Below are 24,979 nucleotides of genomic sequence, written 5' to 3' on the forward strand. Positions count from 1 at the left end.
CGATTGTTCGGTCGTCGGCACATTTTGGCTACAGGCAGCTCCAGGCTGTGGACAATCGGTTCTCCACAGCCTGGGATGGATGCATTACGTCCATGGTATGGAGGCGGGGGGACATGGCACCTGAACAAATGGCCGAGGGACCGGAGGGCGGCCGTGCCGACACTCCTCCGCGTCCGCTGGACGCCATCGATCAGGACATCCTCCAGATGCTGCGCTCGGACGGCCGTGCGTCCATACGGTCAGTCGCCGAGCGCGTGCATGTGTCCCGGGCCAACGCGTACGCGCGCATCAACCGGCTCATCGAGGACGGCGTCATTCTCGGCTTCGGCGCCCGCATCAACCATGAGCGGGCAGGGAAGGGCGCCGCCGCCTACATCACCCTGAAGATCGTGCAGAACTCCTGGCGCACGGTGCGCGAACAGCTGCGCGCGCTCCCCGAGGTGGCCCATATCGCCCTGGTCAGCGGGGACTTCGACGTCCTGCTCCTGGTGCACACGCCGGACAACAGGAATCTGCGCGACCTGGTGCTGACCCGCCTCCAGTCCATCCCGGAGGTTCTCAGCACCCGGACCCTGCTGGTCTTCGAGGAGGAGGACGTGGAGCCGGAGAGCTGACCCCGGTGCCCTACTCGCGGCGTGCGGCCCGGTTCTTCGGGGCGTGCGGCCCGGCTGTCACTCCTCCTTGCGCAGCCCCTCGAAGACCAACCGCACGACCGCGTCGGCGACTTCACGCTCGCCCACGCCCCGGCCGTCGGGCCGGTACCACTCGACGAGCGAGTTGATCATCCCGAAGACCAGCCTGGTGGCGAGCCCGAACTCCACGTCCGCGCGGACGTCCCCGTCGGCCGCCGCCTCCTTCATGAGCTCGGCCACCCGGTGGTCGAACTCCCGACGCCGCTCCAGGGCCCAGCGCTCGGTGCCGGTGTTGCCGCGCACCCGCAGCAGGAGCGTCACGTACGGCAGTTCGGCGGTGAGCACCTCGACCATGCGCCGGGTGACGTACTCCAGTCGCCGCACGGCACGCCCCACGCACGCGTGCTCCTCGTCGAGGATCCCGAAGAGGCCGTCCAGCGCCCGGCTCACGGCCCGACGCAGCAGCTCCTCCTTGCCCGCGACGTGGTGGTATATCGACGACTTGGAGATGCCGGCCGCCTTGGAGAGGTGCTCCATGGACGTGCCGTCGTAGCCGCGGTCGTTGAAGACCCGCACGGCGACGGAGAGCAGCGTCTCCGGCGTGTACGTGTCGCGCTTGGCCGTGGTCATGAGGTGGTGCCCTCCCGCTTGTCCGAGGCGTACGCGTGGCGGTAGAGCGCGAGGGACGGCGCGTACCGTCCGGAGGGGTCGCGCAGATGCATCTCGTCCAGGACGTCGTACGCCCAGCCCTTGCCGAGCTTGCGGCTCCATTCGAAGGGCCCCAGCGGGTAGTTGACGCCCAGGCGCATCGCCGTGTCGATGTCCTCCTCGGTGGCCACCCCCTTGGTGACCGCGTCGTGCGCCAGGTCGATGATGCGGGCCACGGTGCGGGCGACGATCGACCCGGGTACGTCCCCGATGACGCTGACGTGCTTGCCGAGCGCCTGGAAGAGCCCGGTGGCCTCGGCGAGGGTCGCCGGCTGGGTGTCCTGCGAGGCGGACAGGGCGATCCGGGTCGCCTTCCGGTAGTCGAGCGCCAGGTCGAAGTAGACGACGTCACGGAACTCGACGGAGGTCTGTCCGTCCGCGAGGGCCAGCTGCCCGCCGCTGGGCAGCACCAGGCGGGTGCCGTTGTCCTCCTCGTCCTCGCGGACCTGGATGCCCGCCTCGCGGATCAGCGGGAGCAGTTCGGCCGCGGGGCCCAGGCCCCCCTCGACGACGACGTACGCGGGCGGCTGGGCCTTCTCCGCGGTGTGCGGTTCGGGTCGCTCGGCGTCGTGCCCGTACGCGTACCAGCCGCGTCCCGTCTTGCGTCCGTGCCGGCCCGACTCGACGAGCCGCCGCTGGGCCAGCGAGGGCGTGAACCGCACGTCCTGGAAGAAGGCCTCCCACACGGAGCGGGTGACCGCCTCGTTGACGTCCTGCCCGATGAGGTCGGTCAGCTCGAAGGCGCCCATCTTGAAACCGCCGGATTCGCGCAGGACGGCGTCGACCGTGGCGGGGTCGGCGGCCTGGGCCTCGTAGACCGCGAAGGCCTCGGCGTAGAAGGGCCGCGCGATGCGGTTGACGATGAAGCCGGGGGTGTCGGCGCAGGCGACCGGCGTCTTACCCCAGGCGCGTGCCGTCTCGTACGCGCGCGTTGCCGACGTGACGTCCGTCGCGAAACCGGAGACGACCTCCACGAGCGGCAACAGCGGCGCGGGGTTGAAGAAGTGCAGGCCGACGAAGCGACCGGGGTTTCGCAGGGCGGCGCCGATGGCGGTCACCGACAGGGAGGAGGTGTTGGTGGCGAGCAGGCAGTCGTGCGTGACGATCTCCTCGAGCTCCCGGAGCAGTTGCTGCTTGACGTCGAGCCGTTCCAGGACGGCCTCGACGACGAGATGGGAGTCGGCCAGTTCGGCCGGGCTCTCGGCGGGGCTGAGGCGAGTGCGCGCGGCGTCCCGGTCGGCGCCGGTCAGACGGTCCTTCTCGACCAGCCGGTCGAGGCGGGCGCCGATGGCCTCGGCCGCGGCCTGAGCCCGGCCGGGGACGGCGTCGTACAGCCGCACGGGGTGGCCCGCGACCAGTGCGACCTGGGCGATGCCCTGGCCCATGGTGCCCGTGCCGACGACGGCCACCGGGTCGGCGAGGTCGAGTGCTGTCATGCTCGCGATCCTCCCGCACGGGGTTTTCCACAGGTTCGGCGGACCCCCTTGTCCCGACCGATCGTTCGGTTACTCTAACTCTGACTGCCCACCCGTCGCCCACCACCACCCTGAACGAGGCGCTTCGCGCCACACCTATCAATATTTCCGCCAAGGTCGCGAGCTCAACGAAGAGCTCTAGAGACGAGGAGTTGGTCCCTGATGGCCGCCGCCGAACTCACCGCGCACCAGCTGATCGCACAGCACCGGCCCACCCTCGACCAGGCGCTGGAAACGATCCGTACGCGCGCGTACTGGTCCCCGCACCCCGAGCACCCCAAGGCGTACGGCGAGGGCGGCAGCCTGAGCCTGGCGGAAGGCAAGGCCGCCTTTGACGCCCTCCTGGGCACCCGCCTCGACCTGGGCCAGCCCGGCACCGACGACTGGGTGGGCGGCGAGGTCTCCCCGTACGGCACCGAGTTGGGTGTCACATATCCGCACGCGGACATCGACGTCCTGCTGCCCGCCATGAAGGCCGGGCAGCGCGCATGGCGCGACGCGGGCGCGGAGATGCGTGCGGTGGTGTGTCTGGAGATCCTCAAGCGGATCAGCGACCGCACGCATGAGTTCGCGCACGCGGTCATGCACACCAGTGGCCAGGCCTTCATGATGGCGTTCCAGGCGGGCGGCCCCCATGCCCAGGACCGCGGCCTGGAGGCAGTGGCGTACGCGTATGTGGAGCAGGTCCGCACCCCTGACACCGCGGAGTGGACCAAGCCTCAGGGCAAGCGTGAGCCCCTCGCACTGAACAAGCAGTTCACGCCGGTGCCGCGCGGAATCGCCCTGCTGATCGGCTGCAACACCTTCCCGACGTGGAACGGCTATCCGGGCCTGTTCGCCTCCCTGGCCACGGGCAACCCGGTCCTGGTGAAGCCCCACCCGCGCGCGGTGCTCCCGCTCGCCCTCACCGTCCAGGTGGCGCGCGAGGTGCTCGCCGAGGCGGGCTTCGACCCGAACCTGGTGGCCCTGGCCGCCGAGCGCCCCGGCGAGGGCATCGCCAAGACCCTGGCCACCCGCCCCGAGATCCGGATCATCGACTACACGGGCTCGACTGCGTTCGGCGACTGGCTGGAGACCAACGCCCGGCAGGCCGAGGTCTACACGGAGAAGGCCGGCGTCAACACGGTGATCGTGGAGTCGACCGACAACTACAAGGGCATGCTGTCGAACCTCGCCTTCTCCTTGTCCCTCTACAGCGGCCAGATGTGCACGACCCCGCAGAACCTGCTGATCCCCCGCGACGGCATCCGTACGGAGGACGGCCCCAAGTCGTACGACGAGGTGGTCGCCGATCTCGCGAAATCGGTCGGCGGCCTCCTCGGGGACGACGCCCGCGCGAACGCCCTGCTCGGCGCGATCGTGAACCCGGACGTGAAGGCCCGCCTGGAGGCCGCGTCGGGTCTTGGCGAAGTCGCCCTGGCCTCACGGGAGATCCGCAACCCGGAGTTCCCTGACGCGGTCGTCCGTACGCCCGTGATCGTGAAGCTCGACGGCGCCAAGCCCGATGCCGAGGCGGCCTACATGAGCGAATGCTTCGGGCCGGTCTCGTTCGCGGTCGCGGTCGACTCGCCCGAGGAGGCCGTGGAGCTGCTGCGCCGGACGATCAGGGACAAGGGCGCCATGACAGTCGGCGCGTACACCACCTCCCAGGAGGTCGAGCAGGCCGTCCAGGAGGCCTGCCTGGAGGAGTGCGCCCAGCTCTCGCTGAACCTGACCGGCGGGGTGTACGTCAACCAGACGGCGGCCTTCTCGGACTTCCACGGCTCGGGCGGCAACCCGGCGGCGAACGCGGCGCTGTGCGACGGGGCATTCGTGGCGAACCGCTTCCGGGTGGTGGAGCTACGCCGCGAGGCGTGAGTCTTCGTCTTCCGGACGCTCAGGCCGGGCGGACGTCAGGGCCGCCCGGCACGGACGCGCTGCCGGCTCCGCCCCCGGCGGCGCTCCAGTGGAACAGGGTCATGGCCACGCTGGTGGCGAGGTTGTAGCTGGAGACCTGGGAGCGCATCGGCAGGGACACCAAGTGATCGGCGCGGGCACGCAGTTCGGGTGACAGCCCACTGCGTTCGGAGCCGAAGGCGAGCAGGGCGTCGTCCGGGAGCTTGAGGCCACGGATGTCCTCGCCCTCCGGGTCGAGGGCGAACACCGGGCCGGGGGGCAGTTCGTGCACGGCGAGCGGCTCCACGGCCGTCGCGAAGTGCAGCCCCGCCCCGCCGCGTACGACCGTGGGATGCCAGGGGTCGAGGGTGCCCGTGGTGATCACACCGGTCGCCCCGAAGCCGGCGGCGAGGCGGATCACGGCTCCGGCGTTGCCCAGGTTGCGCGGACTGTCGAGCACCACGACGGGGGCAGGGCGCGGAGCGCGGGCCAGCGCATCCAGGTTGGCCGCACGGGAGGGACGTACCGCCAGAGCGGCCACAGCGGTGGGGTGCGGCCGGGGGACGAGGGCTTGGAAGACGTCCTCCGGTACCTCTGCCAGGAGCCCGTCGAGCGTGTCCCGTACGTCCGGGGCCAGCTCCTCGGCCAGCGCGAGGGCCGCCCGCCGGTCGACGGTGACGGCCACCAGGACCTCGGCGTGGAAGCGTGCGGCGTGCTTGAGGGCGTGGAAGCCGTCGAGCAGTACGGAGGTGTCGGCGAGCCGGTGCCAGGCGCGTACGGGGTCGTGGGGGGCCGTCATGGGGTGAAGCCTACGTGCGTGTGCTCCGCCTCCTCCGGGGTGCGCTGATCGCCCTTACGCGGCCCCGGGAGCGTAGGGCGGCCGCGCGAAAACAGCCGCACGCGCGCGCGTGCCGCCCAACCGCCGAGGCGGCGCAGGAAGGACGTCGGCAGGAAGACCGCGTCCGCCGCGATCATGGCGAGCGAGAAGAACGGCAGACCGAGGACCACGGCGATCACGGCGTGCTCGGTGATCATGGCTGCCAGCAGGACGTTCTTCACCCGCCGGTTGAGCAGTGTGAAGGGGAAGGCGACCTGCACGACGACCGTCCCGTACGTCACCAGCATCACGAGCGTGCCGTTCGCGGTCAGCAGGTCGGAGAGGGCGGGCCAGGGCGAGAAGTAGTCGAGGTGGAGCGGGTAGTAGATGGCGGTGCCGTCCTGCCAGCGCGAACCCTGGATCTTGTACCAGCCGGCCGTTGCGTAGATCAGGCACGCCTCGGCCATGATCACGAACAGGGCGGCGTTGTGGACGAGATTGGCGAGGACGTCCAGGAAGATCCGCGGTTCGGCGGTCCGCGCGCGGCGTGAGACCACCCACCAGAGGCCCTGCGCCCACCACAGCCCCCACAGGACCGTCAGCCAGCCGCCCAGGAACCCGCCGTCGATCTTTCCCGCGAGCGTGGCCGCGGCCAGCAGGAATCCGAGCACACCCCACAGGGCGGGTCCCACCCTGTCCGGGCCGGAACCCTCTCCACGCGCGCGTGCCTCACGCGCGCGACGTTTCCGCCGCTCGTCCAGGGACCACACCTGGCCGCAGCGCGTGAACACCAGGTAGACCGCCATCAGGTGGATGACGTTGTCGCCGCCGTCGCCCATGAAGACGCTGCGGTTCTGCAGCGAGAGCACGCCGATCATGAAGAGCACGGATATGGCGCGGGTGCGCCAGCCCAGCAGCAGCAGGACGCTCGACAGCACGGCCAGTGCGTAGACGATCTCGAACCAGGTCCGGCTGTCCGACCACATCAGGGCCGTGAAGGCGTGGTTGTCCGCGATGAGCTGCTGGGCGAGGTCCCAGCTCCAGGGGCCGTCGGGCCCGTACATCTCCCGGCGGTGCGGGAACTCCCGCAGCAGGAACAGCAGCCAGGTGGCGGCGAAGCCGATGCGTATCACGGCGGTCTGGTACGGGCCGAGCGCCGATCCGGTGATCCGGGAGATGCCGCGCGCGAGCTTCCGGTCGAGGCGGGATTTGCTCTCGAGGGTGCCGGTGCGGTCGTCGATGCTCACCGGGCCCCCGCCTCTGTCCCCGCGTCGCGCGTGCCCGCCGCCCGGTCGGCCTCGGTCACCGGCCACCAGGGCAGTTCACGGAAGACGGGCTTGTCGGAGACCTGCTCCGTGCTCCAATCGGGAGGCGGCACATTGGTCGTACGGGAGCGGACCTGGACCTGCTGGACGACCGCGCCCCTGCCGCCCGCCTGCTCACGGTCCAGGCGCAGCACCACGAGGCGGCGCAGATAGCGCTCGGCGAGGGCGCCGCGCAGGCCGTCGGGACGGTTCTCGTTGTCGCGGGTGCCCACGTAGAAGTCCCAGGCGCGGCGCAGGGCGTTCTGCTGGGTGTGGCTGGGCAGCAGATTGCCGTCGATGGCCGCGCCGTCCCGCGCGGAGAGGTCGTACCAGCGGGTCGTCCGGATGCCGCCGTCCGCGGCCCGCACCTCGGCGCGGACCTGGACCGCGATGTTCTGCTGCAGCGGGTTGGGGGCGAAGAGCTTCCAGTTCTGCTCGAACTCGGGGTAGACCCACTCGTCGATCGCCTGTCCGTGCTGCTTGGTGACCGTGTTCGAGGGCGCAACGTGCAGAAACATCGTGCCGAGATGCACACAGACGGCGACCGCGACGACGGCGAGGGCCAGGGCGACGGCGATCTGGTAGCGGAGGGAAAGGGCGGCTATGCCGGTGGAGGGAGGGGACGCGGGGTCGTACTGCGGGGGCGGCGGGTGGTGCGGCGAGGGTGCGGCGAGGGTTTCGCGGTCGTTCGGCGGGTGAGAGTCGGCAGCGGCGGTTTCGGGCTCGTCCGGCGGCTCGTGCCGGGGGTTCGAGCCCTCGTCGTACGCGTCCATTCCGCCCCGTTTCCCGATGTCCGCCATATTCCTGTCGCCGGTCGGCCGGGTGCCGTACCGCCTGCGGGGTGCCGCGCCGCGACGTTCGCACCGGCACGGTACTTAAGGCCGCCCGCCCGGCACAGCCCCGGCGAACACAGCGGCCACAACCGTGACGTTGTCCACAGCGGGTTATCCACAGCGGTTGACACCTTACGGCCCTCGTCCCACCATTGAATCGAACGAACCGAACGATCGGTCGGTAGCACTTGATCGAGGTCGAGGGGGACCACATGGCGACAGCAGCCGCGCACCGCACCGCCCGGGCACAGGCGGACGGGACGGCGGACGAGGCCGCGCGGACAGCGGCGTACGAGGCTGTCTTCGACGCCGCCGTGGCCGCCGACGAGCGCATCGAGCCGCGCGACTGGATGCCCGACGCCTACCGTTCGACGCTGGTCCGGCAGATCGCGCAACACGCGCACTCGGAGATCATCGGCATGCAGCCGGAGGCCAACTGGATCACGCGCGCACCCTCCCTGCGCCGCAAGGCGATCCTGATGGCCAAGGTCCAGGACGAGGCCGGACACGGGCTGTACCTCTACAGCGCGGCGGAAACGCTCGGCACGAGCCGCGACGAACTGCTCGACAAGCTGCACACCGGCCGCCAGAAGTACTCATCGATCTTCAACTACCCGACGCTGACCTGGGCGGACGTGGGCGCCATCGGCTGGCTGGTGGACGGCGCGGCGATCACCAACCAGGTGCCCCTGTGCCGCTGCTCCTACGGTCCGTACGCGCGCGCGATGGTCCGCATCTGCAAGGAGGAGTCCTTCCACCAGCGCCAGGGATACGAACTGCTGCTGACCCTCAGCCGCGGCACACCGGAGCAGCACGAGATGGCGCAGGACGCCGTGAACCGCTGGTGGTGGCCCTCGCTGATGATGTTCGGCCCGCCCGACGACGAGTCCGCTCACTCCGCGCAGTCGATGGCCTGGAAGATCAAGCGGCACTCGAACGACGAACTGCGCCAGCGCTTCGTGGACATCTGCGTCCCCCAGGCCGAATCCCTCGGACTCACGCTCCCCGACCCGGAGTTGAAGTGGAACGAGGAGCGGGGCCACCACGACTTCGGAGCGATCGACTGGACGGAGTTCTGGGAGGTTCTCAAGGGCAACGGCCCGTGCAACGAACAGCGGATAGCCCAGCGCAGGCAAGCACACGAAGAGGGCGCATGGGTACGGGAAGCGGCCGCGGCGTACGCCGGCAAACAGGCCGCGGGCAACGGGGAGGCTCGAGCATGACCACCAACGACTGGCCCCTGTGGGAGGTCTTCGTACGCTCGCGCCGCGGACTCTCGCACACCCACGCCGGCAGCCTGCACGCGCCGGACGCCGAGCTGGCGCTGCGCAACGCCCGCGATCTGTACACCCGGCGCGGTGAAGGCGTGTCCATCTGGGTCGTCCCGTCCGCCGCGATCACGGCGTCCTCACCGGACGAGAAGGACCCCTTCTTCGAACCGGCCGCCGACAAGCCGTACCGCCACCCGACGTTCTATGACATCCCGGAAGGGGTGAAGCACCTGTGACGGTCACCGCCGGTTCCGCGGCCGCCCTCGCCCTCGGCGACGACGCCCTGGTGCTCTCGCACCGACTGGGGGAGTGGGCGGGCAAGGCGCCCGTCCTCGAGGAGGAAGTGGCCCTCGCCAATATCGCCCTCGACCTGCTGGGCCAGGCGCGGGTACTCCTGTCGATGGCAGGCGACGAGGACGAGCTGGCATACCTCCGCGAGGAGCGCGCCTTCCGCAACGTCCAGCTGGTCGAGCAGCCGAACGGCGACTTCGCCCACACGATCACCCGCCAGCTGTACTTCTCCACCTACCAGCGACTGCTGTACGCGGAACTGGCCGCCGGAGACGGCGAGTTCGCCCCGCTTGCGGCCAAGGCCGTCAAGGAGGTCACCTACCACCAGGACCACGCCGAGCAGTGGACGCTGCGACTGGGAGACGGCACGGCCGAGAGCCGTCAGCGGATGCGTCGGGCGGGCGAAGCGCTGTGGCGGTACACCGGTGAGATGTTCCAGCCGGTCGAGGGGGTGAACGTCAACTGGAAGGACTTGGAGACCAGTTGGCTGGAATCCGTCTCGGCCGTCCTGCGCCGGGCGACCCTCGACGTGCCGGAAGGACCGCGATCCGGGGCGTGGACCGCGGGCGCCGGACGCCAGGGGCTGCATACGGAGCCCTTCGGACGGATGCTCGCCGAGATGCAGCATCTGCACCGCAGCCACCCGGGGGCGTCATGGTGACCAGGACGACGCCCTTCCAAGAGGAGGAGACGCTCCTCGAGGAGGAGCTGCGCAGGCTCGCCGGTTCCGTGCCGGATCCCGAGCTGCCGGTCCTCACCCTGGAGGAGCTGGGCGTGCTCCGCGCGGTCCATGTCCGTGGGGGCGGTGCGGTCGAGGTCGAGCTGACGCCCACCTACACCGGCTGCCCGGCCGTCGAGGCCATGTCGGCGGACATCGAGAGGGTGCTGCACGAGCACGGGGTGCCGGAGGTGACCGTCCAGACCGTGCTGTCCCCTGCCTGGACGACGGACGACATCTCGGACGAAGGACGCCGAAAGCTGAGGGAGTTCGGGATAGCACCGCCACGTACGCAGCGAGCGACGGGACCGGTTCCGATATCGCTCGGCCCGACCCGGACAGCCGCCCACGCTCCGGGGAGGATGGCAGACGCCCCACCGGATGCAGGCCTGGAGCCGGACCCCGTGCGCTGTCCGCACTGCGGCTCCGCCGACACCGAGCTGCTCAGCCGCTTCTCGTCCACGGCATGCAAGGCGCTGCGGCGCTGTCTGTCCTGCCGTGAACCGTTCGACCACTTCAAGGAGTTGTGATGGCCCGGTTCCACACGCTCCCGGTGGCCGCGGTCGACCGGCTCACCGACGACTCCGTCGCCCTGACCTTCGCGGTGCCGCCGGAGCTGCGCGAGGAGTACCGGTACGCACCTGGCCAGCACCTGGCGCTGCGGCACACGGTCGATGGCGCGGAGATACGGCGTACGTACTCGATCTGCTCGCGGGCGCCCGCCCCGGCGGAGGGCCCCGGTCCCCGGACGCTGCGGGTCGGGGTGCGGCTGGTGGAGGGCGGGGCCTTCTCGACGCACGCGCTCAAGGAGATCGGCGTGGGCGACGAGGTGGAGGTGATGACACCGGCCGGACGCTTCACGCTCGAACCGGCGGCCGGGCTGTACGCGGCGGTGGTCGGCGGCAGTGGCATCACACCCGTGCTGTCGATCGTCACGACGCTGCTGGCCCGGGAGCCCGAGGCACGGTTCTGCCTCATACGCAGCGACCGTACGTCCGCCTCGACGATGTTCCTCGAAGAGGTCGCCGATCTGAAGGACCGCTTTCCGGAGCGGTTCCAGCTGGTGACGGTGCTCTCCCGGGAGGAGCAGCAGGCCGGCCTGCCCTCCGGGCGGCTCGACCGGGAGCGGCTCACGGAGCTGCTGCCGGCACTGCTGCCGGTCGACGCGGTGGCGGGCTGGTTTCTGTGCGGGCCGTTCGGGCTGGTGCAGGGGGCGGAGCGGGTGTTGCGCGATCTCGGGGTGTCGCGGAGCCGTATCCACGAGGAGATCTTCCATGTCGACGACGGGGCCGCACCGGCTGCCACCGTGCCGGCTCCCGCGCACAGCACGGTCACGGCGCGGCTCGACGGGCGCGCGGGCACCTGGCCCGTGCGGGACGGCGAGCCGCTCCTGGAGACGGTGCTGCGCAACCGCCCCGACGCGCCGTATGCCTGCCGCGGCGGGGTGTGCGGGACCTGCCGGGCGTTCCTGGTCTCCGGCGAGGTGCGGATGGACCGCAACTTCGCGCTGGAGCCGGAGGAGACGGAAGCGGGGTATGTACTGGCGTGCCAGTCCCATCCGGCCACGGAGAGGGTGGAGTTGGACTTCGACCGGTGAGCTTCGGCGGTGGTGAGCTTCGCTCGCCGGTGACTCCCTTGTTGTCGCGCCGTTCCCTTTTCATAGAACCTGTTCTACCTTGACGCTCCGTCAGATCCATCGTCGGTCCATCAGCTCCGTCCGATGGATCAGGTACGTGGGAGGACAGGCTGTGGACTTCAGCTTCAGCGAGGAACAGCAGGCGGCCGTGGAGGCGGCGAAGGCGGTGTTCGCCGGGGTCGCACCGGACGGGGTGCCCTCACCCGCGCTCACTGCGGGCGCCGTCGCGGACGACTTCGACCGGGCGCTGTGGGCCAAGATCGCCGACGCCGACCTGCTGAGCCTGCTGCTCGACGCGCGCTACGACGGGGCGGGTCTGGACGCCATCGCTCTGTGCCGGGTGCTGCGCGAGTCGGCGAAGGTGCTCGCGCGGGTACCGCTCCTGGAGAGCAGTGCGGCGGCGCTGGCCGTGCAGACGTACGGCAGTGAGGAGTTGAAGGCGGAGCTGCTGGCGCGGGCCGGCCGGGGCGAAGTGGTGCTGACCGTCGCCGCGAACGGCCGTACCGGACACGACGGTGCCGAACAGGCCGTCACCGCGCGCCGGGAAGGCGACGTGTGGTTGCTGGACGGGGTGCAGACAGCGGTGCCCTGGGTCTTCAACGCGGACTTTGTCGTCGTACCCGCTCTGAGCACCGGTTCGGGCCGCGCCGTGCTCGCCCTCGTACCGCGCGGCCACGAAGGCGCGGTGCTCACCGAGCAGGTCTCCACGACGGGTGAGCGGCTCGGCGAACTCCGGCTGGACTCCGTACGCCTCGCCGACCGCGACGTCATCGACACCGACGGCGCCTGGGAATCGCTACGGGATCTGCTCGCCACAGGAACGTGTGCGCTGGCGCTCGGCCTGGGCGAGGGCGTCCTCGGGATGACGAGCGAATACACCAGCAAGCGGGAGCAGTTCGGATTCCCGGTCGCCACGTTCCAGGCGGTGGCCGTGCAGGCCGCCGACCGCTATATCGACCTGCGCGCGATGGAGGCGACCCTCTGGCAGGCCGCCTGGCGGATCAGCACGGGGGCGGGCGGGGCGCTGCCCGCGTCCGGCGACATCGCCGTGGCCAAGATCTGGGCCTCCGAGGGCGTACGACGCGTCGTACAGACCGCGCAGCATCTGCATGGAGGCTTCGGCGCCGACACCGACTACCCGCTGCACCGCTACCACGCCTGGGCCAAGCACCTGGAGCTCTCTCTCGGCCCGGCGGCAGCCCATGAGGAGACGCTGGGCGATCTGTTGGCGGCGCATGCACTGGGGTGAGCGGCGGAGGGCAACGCGTGGTCGCCCGAGTCGCTGAGGGCCGGGCGCCTCGCGTGAGCTCCGCCAGGCGCATGGGTGACGCCTCGCTAAGCGGACTTGCTGCTGTCCGGTGCGCCACCGCGCCCCGCAGGAGGCCACAGGCCTCTCAGGGGCGCGGGGCTGTATCAATGTGCGGCTCCGCCGCACGGGCGCGACCAGCCACATCGAACCCGCGGCTTGGAAACCGCCTCACCCAGCGGAGCGCTAGAGCACGAAGCCCGGCTGGCCCTTGTCGTCTACGACGGGGCGGCCGGTGGCGGCCCAGATCTGCATACCGCCGGCGACGTTCACCGCGTCGATGCCCTGCTGGACGAGGTACATCGCGACCTGCGCGGAGCGACTGCCCGACCGGCAGATCACATGGATCCTGCCGTCCTGTGGCGCCGCCTCGGTCAACTCGCCGTAGCGCGCCACGAATTCACTGATGGGGATGTGCAGCGCCCCCGCCGCGTGACCGGCCTGCCACTCGTCGTCCTCCCGGACGTCCAGCAGAAAGGCTCCGTCCGCGAGATCCCCGACCTCGACCGTGGGCACACCAGCTCCGAAATGCATACGCCCGACGCTACCCGACCCGCCCACCGCTGTGGCCGTGGCATCTCACGGGGAGCCGCGCCCCGGGTGAAGCCGACCGGCAGCCCGGTGAAGCTAGCCGAGCAACCCCGACAGCTCCGCCTCGCGCTCGCTCACCTGCGTCAGCAGCTGCTCGGCGATCTCCTCCAGCAGCCGGTCGGGGTCGTCCGGGGCGAGCTTGAGCATCGCGCCGATCGCACTCTCCTCCAGGTCACGGGCCACGAGGCTGAGCAGTTCCTTGCGCTCGGCGAGCCATTCGAGGCGAACGTAGAGCTCCTCGGCGCGGCTCGGACGCCATTCCTTGGGTACGGGCCCGGCGGCCCACTCCTCGGACAGCTCCTGGAGCAGGGCCTCGTCCCCGCGGGCGTACGCGGCGTTGACCCGGGCGATGAACTCGTCGCGCCGCTGGCGCTCGGCGTCATCCTGCGCCAGATCGGGGTGCGCCTTGCGGACCAGTTCGCGGTAGAGCTTGCGGGCCTCGTCGCTCGGGCGCACGCGCTGCGGTGGCCGTACCGGCTGATCGGTCAGCATGGCCGAGGCCTCCGGGGACAGCCCGTCCGAGTCGAGCCAGTCGTGGAACAGCTCCTCGACGCCCGGCATCGGCATGACCCTGGCCCGCGCCTCCTGCGCCTTGCGCATGTCCTCCGGGTCGCCGGTGCGGGCGGCCCGGGCCTCGGCGATCTGCGCTTCCAGTTCGTCGAGCCGCGCGTACATCGGCCCGAGCCTCTGGTGGTGCAACCGGGAGAAGTTCTCCACCTCGATGCGGAAAGTCTCCACCGCGATCTCGTACTCGATCAACGCCTGCTCAGCCGCACGCACGGCCCGCTCCAGCCGCTCCTCGGGCCGCACCTGCTCCTCACGGGCACCCTCGCCGGCGGAATCCTCGCTCGTGGAATCCTCGCCGGCGGAATCCCCTCCGGCCGATGCCTCGTCCCCGGCCGGCGGAGCACCATCCGCCGACGGCGCCGCAGCCCCCTCCTCAGCAGGCGGCTCGGACTGGGACTGCTCAGCTTCCGGCGTCATCACCCACCCAGCGTAGGTTACGAGCCGACGGCCCACTCAAACTCCCAACTCCCCCACGACCCTCCCCGCCTTCACAGCCCCCACCAGCTCCGCATGGTCCGCCTCGGTGCGGTCCGCGTAGGCCACCGAGAAGGACACGATCGCCTCGTCCAGTTCCTCGCTCTTGCCGCAGTAGCCCGCGATCAGTCGGGGATCGGCGCTGTGGGCGTGGGCGCGGGCCAGCAGGGCGCCTGTCATGCGGGCGTAGTCGTCGATCTGGTCGGCGGCGAGGGCCGCAGGGTCGACGCTGCCCTTGCGGTTGCGGAACTGACGTACCTGGAAAGGCCGCCCGTCGACCGAGGTCCAGCCGAGCAGGATGTCGCTCACGACCTGCATGCGCTTCTGACCGAGGACGACACGGCGGCCCTCGTGCTCGGCCTCCGGCACCGTCAGGCCCGCCGTCCTCAGGTGCGGCAGCAGGGCGGAGGGGCGGGTCTCCTTCACCTGGAGGACGAGAGGTTCGCCACGGTGGTCCAGCAGGAGCACCACGTACGAGCGCAGCCCCACGCTTCCCGTGCCGACCACGCGGAAAGCGACGTCGTGCACCGCGTATCGCGCGAGGAGCGGGAGGCGGTCCTCGGAGAGCGTGGTCAGGTACTGCTCCAGTGACGCCGCCACCCCGGCTGCCTCCGCGTCGGTTATGCGCCGCAGCACCGGAGGCGCGTCGACAAAGCGGCGCCCGCCGCCCTCGACCGGCTCCGTCGACTTCGCGGCGAAGCGGCCGCTGGTGTTGGCCCGCGCCTTCTCCGAGACCCGCTCCAGGGTGCCCAGCAGGTCGTGGGCGTCGGTGTGCGAGACCAGTTCCTCGTCCGCGATGGCGTTCCAGGCGTCCAGGGCCGGGAGTTTGGCGAGCAGCCGCATGGTGCGCCGGTAGGAGCCGGTCGCGTAGTGCGCCGCCTTGCGGCAGGTGTCCTCGTCCGCTCCCGCCTCCCGGCCAGCGAGGACCAGCGAGGTCGCGAGCCGTTTGAGGTCCCATTCCCAGGGCCCGTGCACCGTCTCGTCGAAGTCGTTCAGGTCGATGACGAGGCCGCCGCGCGCGTCCGCGTAGAGGCCGAAGTTCGCCGCGTGCGCGTCCCCGCAGATCTGCGCACCGATGCCCGTCATGGGCGTACGCGCCAGGTCGTACGCCATGAGTCCGGCGGAGCCGCGCAGAAAGGCGAAGGGGGTGGCCGCCATCCTGCCGACCCGTATCGCCGTGAGCTCGGGGATGCGGCCGCGGTTGGACTCCTCTACGGCGGTCACGGCGCCAGGCCGGTCACCGTTTCCGCCCTGGGCGGCGTGTGCGGCCCGCGGCACCCGGTCCCGCAGCGCCTTGCCCTCTTCCTTGGGGGACCCCTGAGCCGGCCACTGCGCGAACCCGCGCACCCCGGCAACCCTGCTCTGTCCCGCCTGCTCAGCCCGCGCTGCCGCCGCGCTACCGCTCTCGCTCACTTGGACCGCCTCCCCCGTGCACGAACATCAACTTGCCACGACGGTACCGCCGGGCGCCGAACCGCGTGAGTCCCTGTGGACAACTCCGCGCCTGTGGAAAACACCCAGGTCTGCCCTGTGATTGTCCTCACCCGAGACGACCCGGCGCGACCCGAGCCGAACCCGAGGCGGCCCGGACCGCCCAGCCCCGCCCCCGGACAACGCGAAAGCCCCGCAGGTCCAAGACCTGCGGGGCTTCATCTGTTCTGTGCGCGAGGGGGGAGTTGAACCCCCACGCCCTTGCGGGCACTGGAACCTGAATCCAGCGCGTCTGCCTATTCCGCCACCCGCGCATTGGGTGTGTCGTCCGTCTCTCACCGATGGGTGGGAGCGCCTGGCGACATGCAGAAGATTAGCACGCTGCCAAGGGTAGATTCACATCCCTTTCCGGGGGCAGCAACGAGGCAGGGACGAGGCGGCAGACCCCGGCATCACCTGCGCAGCCACCCCTCAAGGTGCCTTGTGCCCCACCACACCCACCCCGTTCGTATCGGCCAGAACCTGTTCACGTATCAACCTCGTACCGGTCCCGGCCATCTCCCCAGGAGGGGGACAGGGTCCACAGTCGGGTGCGGGACACTGTGGTGAAACCGCCTCTACGATCCTTCCCATGGGAGTGCCCAGGGGGAGTTCGAAGAGGAACTCTGAAGGGAACTTCGGGAGGGGACTTCAGTGGGCGTCGACATCCGTCGACGGTGCCGACAGGGGGAACCAGCCGATTTCCCGGCGCGTGGATACGATCAGTAAGCAGTACCAGGACAGCAACGAAGGAGGAGGTGCCCCATGGGAGTCCTGAAGAAGTTCGAGCAGCGTCTCGAAGGTCTGGTCAACGGCACCTTCGCCAAGGTGTTCAAGTCCGAGGTCCAGCCCGTCGAGATCGCGGGAGCGCTGCAGCGCGAGTGCGACAACAACGCGACGATCTGGAACCGTGAGCGGACCGTCGTCCCCAACGACTTCATCGTGGAGCTGAGCACGCCGGACTTCGAGCGTCTCAGCCCCTACTCCGGCCAGCTCGGCGACGAGCTCGCCGGCATGGTGCGCGACTACGCGAAGCAGCAGCGTTACACCTTCATGGGCCCCATCAAGGTCCATCTGGAGAAGGCGGACGACCTCGACACCGGTCTGTACCGGGTGCGCAGCCGTACGCTCGCCTCCTCCGCCAACCAGCAGGCTCCGGAGCGCGCTCCCGCGGGAGGCCCGGCCGCCCGTCCCGGGGGCTACGGCTACCCGCCGTCCGCTGCCGCTCAGTCGGCGGGCGCTCCCCCCATGCCGTCCGCGCCACCGCCCGGCGGCCGTCCCGGCCCCGCGTCGCCGATGGCCCAGGGCCGCGCCGCGGCGCCCGGCCCTCTGCCCGGTGCGCGCGTACGGCACTGGATCGAGATCAACGGCACCCGCCATCAGATCTCCCGCCCGACGCTGGTGCTGGGTCGCAGCACCGACGCCGACGTGCGGATCGACGACCCCGGCGTCTCGCGCCGGCACTGTGAGATCCGGACCGGAACGCCCTCGACGATCCAGGATCTCGGGTCCACCAACGGCATCGTGGTGGACGGGCAGCACACCACCCGCGCTACGCTCCGCGACGGCTCGCGGATCGTCGTGGGCAGCACCACCATCATTTACCGGCAAGCCGAAGGGTGAAGCGGGGGCAATGTCAGAGCTGACCCTCACGGTCATGCGGCTGGGTTTCCTGGCCGTACTGTGGCTGTTCGTGATCGTGGCCGTGCAGGTCATCCGCAGCGATCTGTTCGGAACGCGTGTCACACAGCGCGGCTCGCGCCGGGAGAGCGGACGGCCGCAAGCGGCCGCCCGGCAGCAGGCCGCGCCCCCGCAGCAGCGCCAGCAGGCGAGCGGCGGCGGCCGTCAACGCCGTGGCGCGCCCACCAAGCTCGTCGTCTCCGAGGGCATCCTCACGGGTACGACGGTCGCGCTGCAGGGGCAGACCATCACGCTGGGGCGTGCGCACGACTCCACGATCGTCCTGGATGACGACTACGCCTCCAGCAGGCATGCCAGGATCTACCCGGACCGTGACGGCCAGTGGATCGTGGAGGACCTGGGTTCCACCAACGGCACGTACCTCGACCGGAACCGGCTGACGACCCCCACGCCGATTCCGCTGGGCGCGCCGATCCGCATCGGCAAGACCGTCATCGAGCTGCGGAAGTAGTACGACAATGAGCGAGCGGAGCGAGCACGCAGCGGCGGTCCACTGGGTGGACCCCGGCGCGCTCCCGACCGGAGGGTGGGCACCGTGCGGATGTACCCGGAGCCGACGGGCGAGGTGCGCATGAGTCTGTCACTGCGCTTCGCCGCCGGATCGCACAAAGGCATGATCCGCGAGGGCAATGAGGACTCCGGCTACGCCGGTCCGCGCCTGCTCGCGATCGCCGACGGGATGGGCGGCCAGGCCGCCGGTGAGGTCGCCAGCTCCGAGGTGATCTCCACCATCGTCGCGCTCGACGACGACGTGCCGGGTTCCGACATCCTGACCTCCCTCGGCACGGCCGTACAGCGCGCCAACGACCAGCTTCGGCTGATGGTCGAGGAGGACCCCCAGCTCGAGGGCATGGGCACAACCCTCACGGCGCTGCTGTGGACCGGGCAGCGGCTCGGCCTCGTGCATGTCGGCGACTCCCGCGCGTACCTGCTGCGGGACGGCGTGCTGACACAGATCACCCAGGACCACACCTGGGTGCAGCGGCTCGTCGACGAGGGACGCATCACCGAGGATGAGGCCACCACGCACCCGCAGCGCTCGCTGCTGATGCGTGCGCTGGGCAGCGGCGACCATGTCGAGCCGGACCTCTCGATCCGTGAAGTCCGCGCCGGCGACCGGTACCTGATCTGCTCCGATGGCCTGTCGGGGGTGGTCAGCCATCAGACGATGGAAGACACCCTCGCCAGCTACCAAGGGCCACAGGAGACCGTGCAGCAGCTGATCGAGCTCGCGCTGCGGGGCGGCGGCCCTGACAACATCACGGTGATCGTGGCCGACGTACTCGACATCGACGGCGGGGACACCCTCGCGGGGCAGATGTCCGACACCCCGGTCGTCGTGGGCGCGGTCGCCGAGAACCAGCAGCAGCAGTTGTTGCACGACGACGGCACGATGCAGACGCCCGCGGGCCGCGCCTCCAACCTCGGCCGCCCCACGCCCTCAGGAGGCGGCGGCGAGTTCGGCCCGCCCGGCAGCGGCGACACGACGGGGTACGTACCCACGGACGGCTTCGGCGACTACACCGACGACGACTTCGTCAAACCCCGCCGCGGACGCAAGTGGCTGAAGAGATCCTTCTACAGCGTGCTCGCACTCGCCGTCATCGGCGGCGGGCTGTACGGCGGTTACCGCTGGACACAGACGCAGTACTACGTCGGCACCAAGGGCGAGCACGTCGCGCTGTACCGCGGTATCAGCCAGGACCTGGCCTGGGTTTCGCTGTCGAAGGTGGAGAAGGACCACCCCGAGATCGAACTCAAGTACCTGCCGCCGTATCAGCAGAAGCAGGTCGAGGCCACGATCGCCGAGGGCGGCCTCACCGACGCCAAGTCGAAAATCGAGGACTTGGCGACGCAGGCGTCGGCTTGCAAGAAAGACGCCGAACGCAGGCAGGCCGAGAGCCGTAATAACTCTCAGACGGGTGAAGGCGAAGCAGGCGGCACCACGGGAACCACAAGGACCTCCGTGGCGTCGAAGGCGACACCGGCGCCGACCCAGAATCCGTCGCAGTCACCGTCCGCCGACCCGTCCCCCACCGCACCCACTCCCACACCCGGTCCCAGCCTCTCGGAGGAAGAGCAGAAGCTGGTCTCGCTGTGCGGTAAGCAGTAAGCAACGCACGCTGTGAGAGGCCCCGTTACACGATGAGCAGTACTACGAACCCATCGACGCACCATACGTCCACGATCGGCGCCATCGGCGCGCCCAGCCGGCGCAACACCGAGCTGGCGCTGCTGGTGTTCGCCGTCGTCATCCCGGTGTTCGCCTACGCCAACGTGGGCCTGGCCGTCAACGACCAGGTCCCCTCCGGCCTGCTCGGCTACGGCCTGGGCCTCGGCCTGCTCGCCGCCGTCGGCCACCTCGTCGTACGGAAGTTCGCACCGTACGCGGACCCGCTGATGCTCCCGGTGGCTACGCTGCTCAACGGACTCGGACTGGTGATCATCTGGCGCCTGGACCAGTCGCCCAGACTCCAGCAGCGTGCCGAATCCCTGTTCGGATCTTTCAGTCCGGACGCCCCCAAGCAGCTGCTCTACTCGGCACTGGGCATCGCGCTGTTCGTGGTGGTCCTCATGCTGCTCAAGGACCACCGCATCCTGCAGCGCTACACGTACATCTCCATGGTCGCCGCCATCGTCCTGCTGCTCCTGCCCCTCGTTCCCGGCCTCGGCGCCAACGTCAACGGCGCCAAGATCTGGATCAGCATCGCCGGCTTCTCCATCCAGCCGGGCGAGTTCGCGAAGATCATCATCGCGGTCTTCTTCTCCGGGTACCTCATGGTGAAGAGAGACGCCCTGGCACTCGCAAGCCGCCGCTTCATGGGCCTGTACCTGCCACGCGGCCGCGACCTCGGCCCGATCCTCACCCTCTGGGCCGTGAGCCTGCTCATCCTCATCTTCGAGAACGACCTCGGCACATCGCTGCTGTTCTTCGGCATGTTCGTGATCATGCTGTACGTCGCCACCGAGCGGACCAGCTGGATCGTCATCGGCCTGCTGATGTCCGCCGGCGGCGCGGTCGTCGTCTCCACCTTCGCCAGCCAGGTCCAGGTCCGTGTCAACGCCTGGCTGGACCCCTTCGGCTGCTACGAGACGTCCGGCGCCTGCGAGCAGATCGGCCAGTCGATCATGTCCTTCGGGTCCGGCGGCGTCCTCGGCACCGGACTCGGACAGGGCAACTCCGACCTCATCGGCTTCGCCGCCAACTCCGACTTCATCTTCGCCACCGTCGGCGAGGAGCTCGGCCTGGCCGGCGTCATGGCGTTCCTGCTGCTGTACGGCCTGATTATCGAGCGGGGCATCCGCACCGCCCTGGCCGCCCGCGACCCCTTCGGCAAGCTGTTCGCGACCGGCCTCTCCGGCGCCTTCGCCCTGCAGATCTTCGTCGTCGCCGGCGGCGTCATGGGCCTCATCCCGCTCACCGGTATGACGATGCCGTTCCTGGCCTCCGGCGGCTCCTCCGTGATCGCCAACTGGGCGCTCATCGGCATCCTGCTCCGCATCAGCGACACCGCACGCCGTCCGGCACCGGCCCCCGCCTCCAACCCCGACGCCGAAATGACCCAGGTGGTCCGCCCGTGAACAAGCCCCTGCGCCGCATCGCGATCTTCTGCGGGCTCCTCGTGATGGCCCTGCTCATCCGGGACAACTGGATCCAGTACGTCCAGGCTGACTCGCTGCAGAAACACGAGTACAACCGCCGCGTCTCCATCGAGCGCTACGCCCAGCCGCGCGGCGACATCATCGTCGACGGCAAGCCGATCACCGGCTCCACCGAGAGCTCGGACAGCGACTTCAAGTGGAAGCGCACCTACAAGGACGGCGAGATGTGGGCCCCCGTCACGGGATACGCCTCGCAGGCCTTCGGCGCGACGCAGTTGGAGTCCATCGAGGACGGCATCCTCACCGGCAACGACGACCGGCTGTTCTTCCGCCGCACCCTCGACATGTTCACCGGCAAGAAGCAGAAGGGCGGCAACGTCGTCACCACCCTCAACGGCGCCGCGCAGAAAGCGGCCTTCGAGGGCCTCGGTGACAAGAAGGGCGCAGTCGCCGCCATCGACCCGTCCACCGGCGCGGTCCTGGCACTCGCCTCCACGCCGTCGTACGACCCGTCGACGTTCGCCGGGAACTCCACGGACACCGACACCAAGGCCTGGACCAAGCTCCAGAAGAAGCAGAACCCCGACGACCCCATGCTCAACCGGGCGCTGCGCGAGACCTACCCGCCCGGCTCCACCTTCAAGGCCGTCACCGCGGCCGCCGCCCTGGAACACGGCCTCGTCACGGACCCCGACGCGAAGACGGACTCGCCGGACCCGTGGACCATGCCGGACACCACCACGGAGCTGCCGAACGAGGGCAACATCCCGTGTAAGGACGCCACACTCCGCAACGCCCTCAGGTACTCCTGCAACACCGTCTTCGGCAAGGTCGGCTCCGACCTCGGCAAGGACAAGATGCTGGAGACCGCCGAGAAGTTCGGCTTCAACAAGCAGCAGTTCGTACCGGTCCGCTCCAGCGCCTCCGTCTTCCCGACCGCCATGGACAGGCCGCAGACCGCGCTCAGCTCCATCGGCCAGTTCGACACCGCCGCGACCCCACTCCAGATGGCCATGGTGGCCGCGGCCATCGCCAACGACGGCACCCTCATGGAGCCGTACATGGTCGACCGGCTGATGGGCCAGAACGTGGACGTCGTCGAGCAGCACGAATCGAAGAAGATGAGCGAGCCGCTCTCCCCGGACAACGCCCAGAAGCTCCAGTCGATGATGGAGACGGTCGTCGAGGAAGGCACCGGCACCCGCGCGCAGATCCCAGGCGTCAAGGTCGGCGGCAAGACCGGTACCGCCCAGCACGGCGTCGACAACGAGCTGGCGCCGTACGCCTGGTTCATCTCCTACGCGAAGGGCGAGGACGGCAGCTCACCGGTCGCCGTCGCCGTCGTCGTCGAGGACAGCCAGGCCGAACGTGACGACATCTCCGGCGGCGGTCTCGCCGCACCGATCGCGAAGGACGTGATGAAGGCAGTACTCGAAAGCAAGTGACCCCGCTCACGTCCCCTTCACATCGGTGCACGATGCGATACCGGTCCTGTATCGGGTGACGGTTGTGGCCAGGTCAGTCAAGGCGAGCCGGGTACGGTATGCCCGGGCAGCACACCGCCGGACCACACAACTGGGTGCGGTCGGAACCGACGGAGAGGGCTGGTAGGTAGCTATGGAAGAGCCGCGTCGCCTCGGCGGCCGGTACGAGCTGGGCCAGGTGCTCGGCCGTGGTGGCATGGCGGAGGTACATCTCGCCCATGACACACGGCTCGGCCGCACCGTGGCGGTGAAGACGCTGCGCGCCGACCTCGCGCGCGACCCGTCCTTCCAGGCCCGGTTCCGCCGGGAGGCCCAGTCGGCCGCCTCACTCAACCATCCCGCGATCGTCGCCGTGTACGACACGGGTGAGGACTACATCGAGGGCATCTCCATCCCGTACATCGTGATGGAGTACGTCGACGGGTCCACGCTGCGCGAGCTGCTGCACTCCGGGCGCAAACTGCTGCCCGAGCGCGCCATGGAGATGACCATCGGCATCCTCCAGGCCCTCGAGTACTCACACCGCAACGGCATCGTCCACCGCGACATCAAGCCCGCGAACGTCATGCTGACGCGCAACGGCCAGGTCAAGGTCATGGACTTCGGCATCGCCCGCGCCATGGGCGACTCCGGCATGACGATGACGCAGACCGCCGCGGTCATCGGCACCGCCCAGTACCTCTCTCCGGAGCAGGCCAAGGGCGAGCAGGTCGACGCCCGGTCCGACCTGTACTCCACCGGCTGTCTGCTCTACGAGCTGCTGACGGTCCGGCCGCCTTTCGTCGGGGACTCCCCGGTCTCCGTCGCGTACCAGCACGTCCGCGAAGAGCCACAGCCGCCGAGCAACTTCGACCCCGAGATCACGCCCGAGATGGACGCCATCGTCCTCAAGGCCCTGGTCAAAGACCCGGACTACCGCTACCAGTCCGCCGACGAGATGCGCGTCGACATCGAGGCCTGCCTCGACGGCCAGCCCGTCGCGGCCACCGCGGCCCTCGGCTCCGTAGGCTACGGCGGCTACCCCGACGACAAGCCGACCACAGCCCTGCGCGCCACCCCCGGCGGCCAGCAGACGTCCATGCTCCCCCCGATGAACCCGGACGACGGCGGCTACGGCTACGACGGTGGCAACCGCCGCGGCCCCAAGAAGAGCAACGCCTCTACGATCCTGCTGGTCGTCGCAGGTGTCCTGGTCCTGGTGGGCGCGATCCTGATCGGGAGGTGGGTGTTCAGCGAATCGGGCGGCACAGGCGACGAGTCGTTCCCGGCACCCAACTTCGTCAACCGGACCTTGCCCGACGCCAGGAAAATGGCGACGAACGTCGACCTAGAGGTGACGACGACCGAGAAGGCCTGTGAGAACACCCCGAGGGGCAGTGTCTGCGAACAGGCACCCAAGGCGAAGGCCCAGGTCAGCAAGGGCGACACGATCACGCTGACGGTGTCGACGGGGGCGCCGAAGGTGGCGGTGCCGAACGTCATTGGGGACAAGGAAGAGGCCGCCACGAGGGAGCTCGAGGGCGACCGTTACCTGTTCGACGTCGAGACGAAGACCAAGGAGTCGGACGAGGAACCCGGGACCGTCCTGAAGACGGACCCCGTATTCGGCGAGGAAGTGGAAAAGGGATCGAAGATCACCCTCACCATCGCCGAGGAGAGGGAACAGTCGACCGTCCCCGACGTCACCGGCAGGACCTGTGACGAGGCCACGCAACAGATGCAGGCCAACAACCTCGCAGGCGTCTGCGTCGAGGTGGAGACCGAGGACGACAACCTGATCGGCAAGGTCATCGCCACCGATCCTGCGGCCAACTCCCAGGTCGAGCCGAACTCCACGGTGAACATCCAGATCGGCAAGGAGGCCGAGGACGAGGAGCAGCAGGTCCCGGTCCCGAACGTGGTCGGTCAGACCCTCGACAACGCCAAGCGGATCCTTAAGGACGCGGGCCTGAATGTCGGCAACATCAACTCTCAAGACGGCAACTCGTTGGTCTTGGATCAGGACCCGGACGCCGGCCAACAAGTCGCCGAGGACACCGCAGTCAACCTGACCACCACCGGCCAGGACAACGGCGGCAACGGCGGCAACGGCGGCGGAGACATCGGGGGCGGCGGCTTCTTCGGCGGCGTCGACGGCGCCTCCGCCCGAAACGAGGACTGACGCCCGCCCCGTCCGCGTACAACCGCACACGTCAGAGCCCCGGCACCCAAGTTGAACTTGGG

Annotated in this window: 22 protein-coding genes and 1 tRNA gene; 14 read left to right on the forward strand and 9 right to left on the reverse strand. The window is 69.6% G+C overall.

What is annotated here, in order from left to right:
- Positions 1 to 128 precede the first annotated feature (128 nt).
- Complete coding sequence (locus tag ACFYO0_RS14195; protein ID WP_388675441.1) at positions 129 to 614, forward strand: Lrp/AsnC family transcriptional regulator; 486 nt, start codon at positions 129 to 131, stop codon at positions 612 to 614.
- Positions 615 to 671: 57 nt separating this feature from the next.
- Here the strand turns inward: ACFYO0_RS14195 and ACFYO0_RS14200 are convergent, their stop codons facing one another.
- Both ACFYO0_RS14200 and ACFYO0_RS14205 read right to left on the reverse strand, forming a co-directional pair.
- The gene (locus ACFYO0_RS14200) at positions 672 to 1,262 is read right to left on the reverse strand and encodes a TetR/AcrR family transcriptional regulator (protein ID WP_388674680.1); all 591 of its coding nucleotides are present in this window, start codon (positions 1,260 to 1,262) and stop codon (positions 672 to 674) included.
- Positions 1,259 to 2,776, reverse strand: coding sequence for a 3-hydroxyacyl-CoA dehydrogenase (locus ACFYO0_RS14205; RefSeq protein WP_388674682.1), 1,518 nt, complete (start codon positions 2,774 to 2,776; stop codon positions 1,259 to 1,261). Before ACFYO0_RS14205 ends, ACFYO0_RS14200 begins: the two co-directional genes overlap by 4 nt.
- 201 nt (positions 2,777 to 2,977) lie before the next feature.
- Here ACFYO0_RS14205 and paaN point away from each other — a divergent pair, with 201 nt between their 5' ends.
- Positions 2,978 to 4,672, forward strand: a complete 1,695-nt coding sequence (gene paaN, locus ACFYO0_RS14210; protein WP_388674684.1) for a phenylacetic acid degradation protein PaaN — start codon at positions 2,978 to 2,980, stop codon at positions 4,670 to 4,672.
- 19 nt (positions 4,673 to 4,691) lie between these two features.
- Here paaN and ACFYO0_RS14215 read toward each other — a convergent pair whose 3' ends face one another.
- From ACFYO0_RS14215 to ACFYO0_RS14225, 3 genes are read right to left on the reverse strand one after another with little or no spacing between them, the layout of a single operon-like run.
- Positions 4,692 to 5,489, reverse strand: a complete 798-nt coding sequence (locus ACFYO0_RS14215) for a TrmH family RNA methyltransferase (protein ID WP_388674686.1) — start codon at positions 5,487 to 5,489, stop codon at positions 4,692 to 4,694.
- Positions 5,486 to 6,748, reverse strand: a complete 1,263-nt coding sequence (locus ACFYO0_RS14220) for an HTTM domain-containing protein (RefSeq protein WP_388675444.1) — start codon at positions 6,746 to 6,748, stop codon at positions 5,486 to 5,488. Before ACFYO0_RS14220 ends, ACFYO0_RS14215 begins: the two co-directional genes overlap by 4 nt.
- 2 nt (positions 6,749 to 6,750) lie before the next feature.
- The gene (locus tag ACFYO0_RS14225; protein ID WP_388675446.1) at positions 6,751 to 7,584 is read right to left on the reverse strand and encodes a DUF5819 family protein; all 834 of its coding nucleotides are present in this window, start codon (positions 7,582 to 7,584) and stop codon (positions 6,751 to 6,753) included.
- Positions 7,585 to 7,856: 272 nt separating this feature from the next.
- Between ACFYO0_RS14225 and paaA the strand changes: the two genes are divergently transcribed.
- The 6 genes from paaA to ACFYO0_RS14255 all read left to right on the forward strand — a co-directional run bounded on the left by paaA (position 7,857) and on the right by ACFYO0_RS14255 (position 12,809).
- Entirely contained in the window at positions 7,857 to 8,867 is a 1,011-nt protein-coding gene (paaA, locus tag ACFYO0_RS14230) for a 1,2-phenylacetyl-CoA epoxidase subunit PaaA (protein ID WP_388674688.1), read from the forward strand.
- Positions 8,864 to 9,151, forward strand: a complete 288-nt coding sequence (gene paaB, locus ACFYO0_RS14235; protein ID WP_033320367.1) for a 1,2-phenylacetyl-CoA epoxidase subunit PaaB — start codon at positions 8,864 to 8,866, stop codon at positions 9,149 to 9,151. The genes paaA and paaB overlap by 4 nt, the downstream gene beginning before the upstream one ends.
- Entirely contained in the window at positions 9,148 to 9,867 is a 720-nt protein-coding gene (gene paaC / locus ACFYO0_RS14240) for a 1,2-phenylacetyl-CoA epoxidase subunit PaaC (RefSeq protein ID WP_388674691.1), read from the forward strand. Before paaB ends, paaC begins: the two co-directional genes overlap by 4 nt.
- Complete coding sequence (gene paaD, locus ACFYO0_RS14245) at positions 9,861 to 10,454, forward strand: 1,2-phenylacetyl-CoA epoxidase subunit PaaD (protein WP_388674693.1); 594 nt, start codon at positions 9,861 to 9,863, stop codon at positions 10,452 to 10,454. The genes paaC and paaD overlap by 7 nt, the downstream gene beginning before the upstream one ends.
- Positions 10,454 to 11,521 (forward strand): 2Fe-2S iron-sulfur cluster-binding protein, encoded by a 1,068-nt coding sequence (locus tag ACFYO0_RS14250; RefSeq protein ID WP_388674695.1) that lies wholly within the window; start codon positions 10,454 to 10,456, stop codon positions 11,519 to 11,521. The genes paaD and ACFYO0_RS14250 overlap by 1 nt, the downstream gene beginning before the upstream one ends.
- 151 nt (positions 11,522 to 11,672) lie before the next feature.
- Positions 11,673 to 12,809, forward strand: coding sequence for an acyl-CoA dehydrogenase family protein (locus tag ACFYO0_RS14255; RefSeq protein WP_388675449.1), 1,137 nt, complete (start codon positions 11,673 to 11,675; stop codon positions 12,807 to 12,809).
- Between the two features lie 243 nt (positions 12,810 to 13,052).
- Here the strand turns inward: ACFYO0_RS14255 and ACFYO0_RS14260 are convergent, their stop codons facing one another.
- The 4 genes from ACFYO0_RS14260 to ACFYO0_RS14275 all read right to left on the reverse strand — a co-directional run bounded on the left by ACFYO0_RS14260 (position 13,053) and on the right by ACFYO0_RS14275 (position 16,243).
- Positions 13,053 to 13,382: a rhodanese-like domain-containing protein gene (locus ACFYO0_RS14260; protein ID WP_386340534.1), complete on the reverse strand. Its 330-nt coding sequence runs from the start codon at positions 13,380 to 13,382 to the stop codon at positions 13,053 to 13,055.
- A 111-nt stretch (positions 13,383 to 13,493) separates the two neighbouring features.
- Positions 13,494 to 14,444 carry a J domain-containing protein gene (locus tag ACFYO0_RS14265; protein ID WP_388674697.1) on the reverse strand — a complete coding sequence of 317 codons (951 nt, stop codon included), beginning with the start codon at positions 14,442 to 14,444 and terminating at the stop codon, positions 13,494 to 13,496.
- 33 nt (positions 14,445 to 14,477) lie between these two features.
- Positions 14,478 to 15,911 carry a DUF2252 domain-containing protein gene (locus tag ACFYO0_RS14270; RefSeq protein WP_388674699.1) on the reverse strand — a complete coding sequence of 478 codons (1,434 nt, stop codon included), beginning with the start codon at positions 15,909 to 15,911 and terminating at the stop codon, positions 14,478 to 14,480.
- Positions 15,912 to 16,159: 248 nt separating this feature from the next.
- Positions 16,160 to 16,243 (reverse strand) — tRNA-Leu (locus ACFYO0_RS14275).
- 490 nt (positions 16,244 to 16,733) lie between these two features.
- Here ACFYO0_RS14275 and ACFYO0_RS14280 point away from each other — a divergent pair.
- The 6 genes from ACFYO0_RS14280 (at position 16,734) to pknB (ending at position 24,917) form a co-directional block, all read left to right on the forward strand.
- Complete coding sequence (locus tag ACFYO0_RS14280; protein WP_388674701.1) at positions 16,734 to 17,591, forward strand: FhaA domain-containing protein; 858 nt, start codon at positions 16,734 to 16,736, stop codon at positions 17,589 to 17,591.
- 10 nt (positions 17,592 to 17,601) lie between these two features.
- A complete protein-coding gene (locus tag ACFYO0_RS14285; protein ID WP_388674703.1) occupies positions 17,602 to 18,120 on the forward strand; it encodes an FHA domain-containing protein in 519 nt (172 codons plus the stop codon).
- A 90-nt stretch (positions 18,121 to 18,210) separates the two neighbouring features.
- Complete coding sequence (locus tag ACFYO0_RS14290; protein ID WP_388675452.1) at positions 18,211 to 19,782, forward strand: Stp1/IreP family PP2C-type Ser/Thr phosphatase; 1,572 nt, start codon at positions 18,211 to 18,213, stop codon at positions 19,780 to 19,782.
- A gap of 32 nt (positions 19,783 to 19,814) precedes the next feature.
- Positions 19,815 to 21,251 (forward strand): FtsW/RodA/SpoVE family cell cycle protein, encoded by a 1,437-nt coding sequence (locus ACFYO0_RS14295; protein WP_388674705.1) that lies wholly within the window; start codon positions 19,815 to 19,817, stop codon positions 21,249 to 21,251.
- On the forward strand, positions 21,248 to 22,717 hold the full coding sequence (locus tag ACFYO0_RS14300; RefSeq protein ID WP_388674707.1) for a peptidoglycan D,D-transpeptidase FtsI family protein: 1,470 nt from the start codon (positions 21,248 to 21,250) through the stop codon (positions 22,715 to 22,717). The genes ACFYO0_RS14295 and ACFYO0_RS14300 overlap by 4 nt, the downstream gene beginning before the upstream one ends.
- A gap of 172 nt (positions 22,718 to 22,889) precedes the next feature.
- Entirely contained in the window at positions 22,890 to 24,917 is a 2,028-nt protein-coding gene (gene pknB, locus ACFYO0_RS14305; RefSeq protein ID WP_388674709.1) for a Stk1 family PASTA domain-containing Ser/Thr kinase, read from the forward strand.
- Positions 24,918 to 24,979 lie beyond the last annotated feature (62 nt).

Origin of the sequence: Streptomyces sp. NPDC006365 (assembly GCF_042870755.1) — a bacterium.
Classification (GTDB): domain Bacteria; phylum Actinomycetota; class Actinomycetes; order Streptomycetales; family Streptomycetaceae; genus Streptomyces; species Streptomyces xiangluensis.

Coding starts and splice junctions, on each gene's coding strand:
- ACFYO0_RS14285 (WP_388674703.1), top strand. CDS start 17,602: ATGTCAGAGCTGACCCTCACGGTCATGCGGCTGGGTTTCCTGGCCGTA.
- ACFYO0_RS14290 (WP_388675452.1), top strand. CDS start 18,211: ATGTACCCGGAGCCGACGGGCGAGGTGCGCATGAGTCTGTCACTGCGC.
- paaA (WP_388674688.1), top strand. CDS start 7,857: ATGGCGACAGCAGCCGCGCACCGCACCGCCCGGGCACAGGCGGACGGG.
- ACFYO0_RS14280 (WP_388674701.1), top strand. CDS start 16,734: ATGGGAGTCCTGAAGAAGTTCGAGCAGCGTCTCGAAGGTCTGGTCAAC.
- paaN (WP_388674684.1), top strand. CDS start 2,978: ATGGCCGCCGCCGAACTCACCGCGCACCAGCTGATCGCACAGCACCGG.
- pknB (WP_388674709.1), top strand. CDS start 22,890: ATGGAAGAGCCGCGTCGCCTCGGCGGCCGGTACGAGCTGGGCCAGGTG.
- paaD (WP_388674693.1), top strand. CDS start 9,861: ATGGTGACCAGGACGACGCCCTTCCAAGAGGAGGAGACGCTCCTCGAG.
- ACFYO0_RS14250 (WP_388674695.1), top strand. CDS start 10,454: ATGGCCCGGTTCCACACGCTCCCGGTGGCCGCGGTCGACCGGCTCACC.
- ACFYO0_RS14225 (WP_388675446.1), bottom strand. CDS start 7,584: ATGGACGCGTACGACGAGGGCTCGAACCCCCGGCACGAGCCGCCGGAC.
- ACFYO0_RS14200 (WP_388674680.1), bottom strand. CDS start 1,262: ATGACCACGGCCAAGCGCGACACGTACACGCCGGAGACGCTGCTCTCC.
- ACFYO0_RS14205 (WP_388674682.1), bottom strand. CDS start 2,776: ATGACAGCACTCGACCTCGCCGACCCGGTGGCCGTCGTCGGCACGGGC.
- paaB (WP_033320367.1), top strand. CDS start 8,864: ATGACCACCAACGACTGGCCCCTGTGGGAGGTCTTCGTACGCTCGCGC.
- ACFYO0_RS14215 (WP_388674686.1), bottom strand. CDS start 5,489: ATGACGGCCCCCCACGACCCCGTACGCGCCTGGCACCGGCTCGCCGAC.
- ACFYO0_RS14195 (WP_388675441.1), top strand. CDS start 129: ATGGCCGAGGGACCGGAGGGCGGCCGTGCCGACACTCCTCCGCGTCCG.
- ACFYO0_RS14295 (WP_388674705.1), top strand. CDS start 19,815: ATGAGCAGTACTACGAACCCATCGACGCACCATACGTCCACGATCGGC.